Annotated in this window: 6 protein-coding genes; 4 read left to right on the top strand and 2 right to left on the bottom strand. The window is 37.5% G+C overall.

Going from position 1 to position 6,446, the window contains the following annotated elements:
* Nucleotides 1–122 precede the first annotated feature (122 nt).
* From ruvC to CVT17_RS09205, 4 genes are all read left to right on the top strand, one after another.
* The gene (gene ruvC / locus CVT17_RS09220; protein ID WP_180378673.1) at nt 123–602 is read left to right on the top strand and encodes a crossover junction endodeoxyribonuclease RuvC; all 480 of its coding nucleotides are present in this window, start codon (nt 123–125) and stop codon (nt 600–602) included.
* A gap of 17 nt (nt 603–619) precedes the next feature.
* Complete coding sequence (locus CVT17_RS09215; RefSeq protein ID WP_107769970.1) at nt 620–1,309, top strand: MOSC domain-containing protein; 690 nt, start codon at nt 620–622, stop codon at nt 1,307–1,309.
* A 134-nt stretch (nt 1,310–1,443) separates the two neighbouring features.
* Complete coding sequence (gene luxS / locus CVT17_RS09210) at nt 1,444–1,959, top strand: S-ribosylhomocysteine lyase (protein WP_107769971.1); 516 nt, start codon at nt 1,444–1,446, stop codon at nt 1,957–1,959.
* A gap of 1 nt (nt 1,960) precedes the next feature.
* The gene (locus CVT17_RS09205) at nt 1,961–3,067 is read left to right on the top strand and encodes a DNA adenine methylase (RefSeq protein WP_107769972.1); all 1,107 of its coding nucleotides are present in this window, start codon (nt 1,961–1,963) and stop codon (nt 3,065–3,067) included.
* A 54-nt stretch (nt 3,068–3,121) separates the two neighbouring features.
* Here the strand turns inward: CVT17_RS09205 and thyX are convergent, their stop codons facing one another.
* Together thyX and flgE are read right to left on the bottom strand one after the other, a co-directional pair.
* Nucleotides 3,122–3,751, bottom strand: a complete 630-nt coding sequence (gene thyX, locus CVT17_RS09200; RefSeq protein WP_107789070.1) for an FAD-dependent thymidylate synthase — start codon at nt 3,749–3,751, stop codon at nt 3,122–3,124.
* A 118-nt stretch (nt 3,752–3,869) separates the two neighbouring features.
* Nucleotides 3,870–6,341, bottom strand: a complete 2,472-nt coding sequence (gene flgE / locus CVT17_RS09195) for a flagellar hook protein FlgE (RefSeq protein ID WP_107858845.1) — start codon at nt 6,339–6,341, stop codon at nt 3,870–3,872.
* Between the last annotated feature and the right edge of the window lie 105 nt (nt 6,342–6,446).

The following is a 6,446-nucleotide window of genomic DNA, read 5'->3' as shown; positions in this document are numbered from 1 at the left end:
ATTTTTATGCCTTAAATTTCGAGAATTTTTATAGTGATACTATCTTAATTTTAATAAAACCTTTGTTAAACTCTGACAAACTTTTTCACATCGTGAAAAAGTCGTGAAAAAGTATTGAAAAGATAGTGATGAAAATTTTAGGAATCGACCCAGGTACGAAGAATTGCGGTTATGCAATACTTGAAAAAAATAAATTGAAAACTACTCTTCTTGAAGCAGGACTCATAAAAATAAAACCAAACACACTTCAATATCAGATTACCGAGCTTTGCGAGGGACTTGATCTCATCTTTAAAAATCATAAATTCGACGAGGTCGCGATCGAAGATATATTTTTTGCTTATAATCCAAAAACGGTTTTAAAGCTTGCTCAGTTTCGCGGAGCACTTAGCCTTAAAATTTTACAGCTTCATGGTGATTTTGCCGAGTATACGCCACTTCAGGTAAAAAAAACTGTCACTGGCAAGGCCAAAGCTGATAAAGAGCAAGTGGCATTTATGGTGAAGAAAATTTTAGGTATAAACAAAGAGATAAAACCACTTGATATCACCGATGCTATCGCAATCGCACTAACTCACGCAAATAATTTAAGAATAAGCTAAATTTTGATAGGAAAAAGATGGCAATAGTAAAAGCATTACTAATAGGAGATGTGAAAAACTACGGCTCGCAAAGTGCTACTAATAAGCTAAATACACCATGGAGTTCAGCTATATTTAAAGTAGCTCAAAATGGCGAAATTTTTGCAAATGAGCTTGGCTTTGAGGGCGATAGTGTCGCTGATACAAAGCACCATGGCGGCCCTGAAAAGGCAGTTTTTGCAAATTCATTTGCAAATTACGCCGATTGGGAGAGTTTTTTAGGATTGAAAAATATGGCTTATGGAGCTATGGGTGAGAATTTATGCATTGATGGACTCGATGAGAGTAGTGTCTGTGTAGGTGATATACATAAAATCGGCTCACTAATCCTTCAAGTATCGCAGCCTAGAAAGCCATGCTTTAAGCTCTCAAAAAGATGGGGCAATGAAAATATGGCTACTCACATCTTTGAAACTGGCCTTACTGGCTGGTATTACCGCGTCATAACACCAGGATCGTGCAAAGTGGGCGACGTGATAGAAGTTATAGAAAAAGATCCAGTTCATATGAGCATTTTAGAAGTAAATAGACTTTTTTACGCTCCAAATAAAAATTTAAATTTACTAGAGAAATTTAACTCTCTTACTACTCTTCCAAAAAGTTGGTATAGTGACATGGAAAGACGTATTCAAGGTATTTATAGCACAGAATATATGAGAAATTTATAATAGTAAGTAAAATTTTTATTATTTTAATACCCACAAATATTCAAATATTACAAGGCTTATGTGAAATTTTGCATGAGCCTTTAAATTTTAAACATTTTTTACGCTAGAATTACCAAAAATTTAAAGGAGAAGATATGCCATTACTTGATAGTTTTTGTGTAGATCACGTAAAAATGCAAGCCCCAGGAGTAAGACTAGCAAAAAGTATGAAAACGCCAAAGGGCGATGATATCAGTGTTTTTGACTTGAGATTTTGCAAGCCAAATGAAGAAATTTTGCCAGAAAAAGGCACTCACACATTAGAGCACCTATTTGCTGGCTTTATGAGAAACCATCTAAACGGCAACGGCGTAGAGATCATAGACATTTCACCGATGGGCTGTAGAACTGGCTTTTATATGAGCGTGATCGGTACGCCTAGTGAAGAAGCTGTAAAAAAAGCATGGCTTGCTTCAATGAAAGATATCTTAGAGGTCAAAGATCAAGATAAAATCCCAGAGCTAAATAAATTTCAATGTGGCACTTATAAGATGCACTCTCTTGATGAAGCACACGCCATAGCAAAGAAAATTCTTGATCTTGGTTTAGTCATCATAAATAACGATGAGATCAAGCTTAACGTTGATGCTATGGGACTAAAAAAGCACTGATTTGAAGCCAGTAAAACAAGAAAATCAAGCCTATTTAAAAGAGCAAATTTTAACCTATCTTGGTAACAAGCGCTCTCTTTTAGGCTTTATAGATCTAGGCGTAAAATACGCAAAAGACGAGCTTAAAAAAGAGAAGCTTAGCTGCTGCGATCTCTTTAGCGGAAGTGGCGTGGTGGCCAGGTTTTTAAAGCAAAATAGCGAATTTCTAGTCGCAAATGACTTGGAGCTTTATAGCTTCATTACAAACTCATGTTACCTGCAAAACGCCACAAACGAGCTAAGAGATGAGATAAATTTCTGGCAAAAAAAGCTTGGAAAAGAGATAGAAAAGAGCCTTTCTGAGGGCTTTATAACAAGGCTTTACGCCCCAAAAGATGATGAAAATATTGCATTTGGCGAGCGAGTCTTTTACACAAGAAAAAATGCTATCTTCATCGACACTGCAAGAAGGCTCATAGATGAGATGTTGCCAGAGGAAATGAGAAAATTTTTCATAGCTCCACTACTTTATAATGCAAGCGTGCATGCAAATACGAGTGGAATTTTTAAAGGTTTTCATAAAAATAAAGAGGGCATAGGTCAGTTTGGCGGCAGGGGGCAAAACGCCATCTCAAGGATCACTTCTGATATAAATTTGACTAAGCCAATTTTCTCAAATTTTAACGTGCCTTTTGAGGTCTATCAAAAGGACGCAAATTTGCTCGCAAAAGAGCTTGATGGGCTTGATCTAGTCTATCTTGATCCGCCTTATAATCAGCACCCATACGGCTCAAACTATTTCATGCTAAATCTCATTGCAAGCAACACTGAGCCAAGTAAAATTTCAAAAGTTTCAGGCATAGCAAAGGACTGGAACAGATCAGTTTTTAATAAAAAATCGTCAGCAAGCGAGGCATTTTTCGAGTTGATAGCAAATTTAAAGGCAAAATTTGTACTCATTTCGTTTAACTCAGAGGGCTTTATCAACCAAGATAAATTTGATCAAAACCTAAATAAAATAGGCAAGGTTCAACTATTGCGCCAAAAGTATAACGCCTACCGCGGCAGCAGAAATTTAAAAGCTAGAAACATCCACGTAGACGAGCTTCTTTACGTTTTACAAAAGTAAATTTAGCGCGCTCGTTTCATCACTTCTAAATCACAAACCGCACTAACATAAATGTTAGTTTTGCTCATCTTCTGGCAAGCATTTTTCAAAGATAAATTTATGCTCTTCAGGTAAGACATCGTAGATGGCATTTGCTAAATTTCTTATCTCCCAAAGGGCTGATTTTGAGCTTCTAAGAGAGATGAAATTTTGCAAGCTTCTAGCGTTTATGCTCCATGTAAGCTCAGTTTTATAGCACTCTGGCAAGCAGTATTTAACTATATCAAGGCTTTTTGTGGTTGAGGCTAGTATTTCACGCAAATTTTCAAGCGCTTTTATGCTTGCGTTATCGACTAGCTCGTCATTTGTTAGCACGATAAATTTAGCCGCACGCTCAAACTGCCCTACTTCAAATTTTTCCTCTTTTTTTAGCTCTTTTAGTGTGTAGCGAGTTGATTTGACGCTTAGACTTGCCAAGCGGTGACGAGCTAGCTCTTGAAGTAGCGCACGAGAGATACCTTGGATGTAGAAGTTGTAGTATAGGTGCTCTAAGGTCGAGGCGTGTTTAAATTTATTGCCTACTCTATCTATTAGCTCAACATCTTTTTCGCCACCGTTGTCGCCTTTATCAAAGCTTTGCCAGCATGTGCGGATAGCGTGAGAGCAAATATTTAGTGGAGTGTGATTTAGAAGTGTTACTTGCATTTTTTCTCTTTTGTAAAATTTTCTAGCATTTTACAAAAATAAGGCTGATTTTATTTGTAAATTTAAAGCATAAATTTCAAAGGGAGGCAAACGCTCCCTTTTGTAAAAGTCTTAGTTGTTATTGTTTTAATTGAAGAAGTGTGTTTAACATCTCGTCACTTGTTGTGATCGTTTTTGAGTTTGCTTGGAAACCTCTTTGGATTACGATAAGATCTGTTAGCGCACGGCTTAGATCGACGTTACTAGCTTCAAGTTTTGAGGCTGCGATCGTTCCTTTATCGCCTGTACCAGCTGCACCGATGACTGCTTCACCTGAGTTTGCGGTTTGTGAAAAGACATTTCCGCCCTCGCTTTGAAGACCTTCGTTATTTGTAAAGGTAGCAAGTGCTACTTTAGCTAGGCCAAAGCTTTGGCCATTTGAAAATGAGCCTATTATCGTTCCGGTCTCATCTATTTTTATGCCGTTTAATGTGCCACCTGTGTAGCCATCTTGCGAGATTGACTCAGTTGATGAGTCTTTATCAAAGCTTGTTAAGCCGTTAAAGTCAGTTCCAAGACCAAAATTTAAACTAATGTTTTGGCCACTTTGTGAGCCGTTGTTAGCTGAAAATGTTATCGTTGCTGGATGGAAACTTGCAAGTGAGCCATTTGCGTTAAATCTAGCTGTTCCAGTTATAACGTTATCTGGGCCTTCGCCTGTGTAGTTTATCTTAGCTGGCTCTGGTACTTGTATAACCATGCTCCACTCAGTTCCACCATCTGTTGTGGTACCCGTTTTTGTCCATTTTATACTAACTGTGTGTTTTGAGCCAAGTGAGTCAAAAATTTCTGCCGTTGAGCCGTGGCTTGACATCATCATCTTTCCACTTGCTCTTAAAGCTTGGCCTGGGCTTAATGCGCCATCAAGTGCTTTCATAATAGTTGTAAGTCTAACGTTTTCATTTACAGCTGAATTATTTGTACCTTGAGCTGGCTTTGTAAGACCAGTTGTTGTCATGTAAAGTGCATGATCTGCTACTTCATTTGATGGATTTTCTAGTTGAAATTGACCTAGTTTATTTACAGTGATCTTTGTACCATCATTTAAATCATCAGCAAGTTTTTTAAGTGCTGCGATACCAGCTGCGTGCTTGTCATCTGGAGTACCAGCTGCAGCGTTATAAGCATTATTATAAGCTGTTTGGCATGTTGTATCAGCTATAGCTGCTCCACCAGTACCCGGAGTTGTATTATGAGCTTCTGTTGCTTGTTTTATAGCATTAGGTACAGCTGAGTTTACTCTTATTTGACCGTCGCCATTGTAGTCAACGTAACTCCTTGCATCTTTTTGCATAGCAGCACGAAGATCTTCTGTTGTAGTTACTTGCCTTTCTTTCGCATCATTGTATTCGTGAACTGCTGTTGTTTGCGAGCTCGTATAGACATATTGATAAGCTGTAATAATATCTCGATTTTTTAAACCGCCATTTGCCACTCCCATTGCTGTCGTTGCTGCTACTAATTCATCACCAGTATTGACAGTTAAGTGAATATTTTTTGTCTCTTTTGTAGTACCTGAATTATTTCTATTTATAAGTGTTAGTTTATTACCTTCTGAAATTTCAGCTCTAACACCAGTTTTATTGTACTGAGCATTGATAGCAGCAGCAACATCACTTATGTTTGTTACATCTCCGGTTATATTTACACCATTTAATGTTATATTTAATTTTTTTGCAGTTCCATTAGTAAGTGAACCAACATTATTTGGTGATCCACTACCTATAGTAAATTTTTCAGTTTTAGCATTTGCATAGCTCACCCAGATACCTTGTCCATCTCTTAAAGCAAGACCATTTCCAAGCTCATCAAATGTAACACCTAGATCTACACCACGCTCTGTTAAGCTTTGTTCTTTTTTTGAGTTTGTATAAAACTGATCATTATTTACATCATTTTCGTTATGGACTTCGTTTGGATCTAAAATTCCGTCATTGTTATAGTCACGTCCGCCAGCAACAGAGTCTAGTGAATAAATAGGCGTGCTTCTTTGTCCTATGGTATTGCCTGAGTCAAGGTTGCCTTTTATCTTTACTTCTGTTGTCGCTCTTGCTGGAGTAGTAAGGCCCTCTTTGATCACAATATTTTTTATCGGTCCAGTTGAGTCAATAGTGCCAGTCTCTTCATCTCTTGTCCAGCCTTGAACGATATAGCCACTATTGTTTACAAAATTTCCAGCTTTATCACGGACAAAGTCACCGTTTCTTGTATAGTATCTTGTAGTTCCACCATCTGGAGATACGACGAAGAAACCATTTCCTTGAAGTGCAAGGTCTGTTTGCTTATCAGTAGATGTCAGTGTGCCTTGTGAGAAAATTCTTGTAGTTGAGTTTATAGTCGTTCCTAGACCTATTTGCATAGCATTTTGACCGCCTAGCTGACCTTGTGGAGCAGTAGCGACTCTTGGAGTTTGGCTTAGTATATCAGCAAAATTTGCACGGTTGTATTTATAACCATAAGTATTAACGTTTGCGATATTGTTGCCTTCTACGTCCATGGCTATCTGGTGGGCTTGTAGGCCTGAAACACCAGACCAAAGTGATCTCATCATTGACTTATCCTTTTTGCATTTTAAATTTTTATATTTTTCAAAAAGCAAAAGATGTTCCAAAAATTTATATTGATAAAAAGTAGAAGAAATAAAAAGAAATTTGGC

Origin of the sequence: Campylobacter concisus, assembly GCF_003048775.2 — a bacterium.
GTDB lineage: Bacteria > Campylobacterota > Campylobacteria > Campylobacterales > Campylobacteraceae > Campylobacter_A > Campylobacter_A concisus_I.
Note: the sequence above shows the minus strand (reverse complement) of the source record. Positions and strands in the feature narration are given on the sequence as shown.

Coding starts and splice junctions, on each gene's coding strand:
- CVT17_RS09215 (WP_107769970.1), top strand. CDS start 620: ATGGCAATAGTAAAAGCATTACTAATAGGAGATGTGAAAAACTACGGC.
- luxS (WP_107769971.1), top strand. CDS start 1,444: ATGCCATTACTTGATAGTTTTTGTGTAGATCACGTAAAAATGCAAGCC.
- thyX (WP_107789070.1), bottom strand. CDS start 3,751: ATGCAAGTAACACTTCTAAATCACACTCCACTAAATATTTGCTCTCAC.
- flgE (WP_107858845.1), bottom strand. CDS start 6,341: ATGATGAGATCACTTTGGTCTGGTGTTTCAGGCCTACAAGCCCACCAG.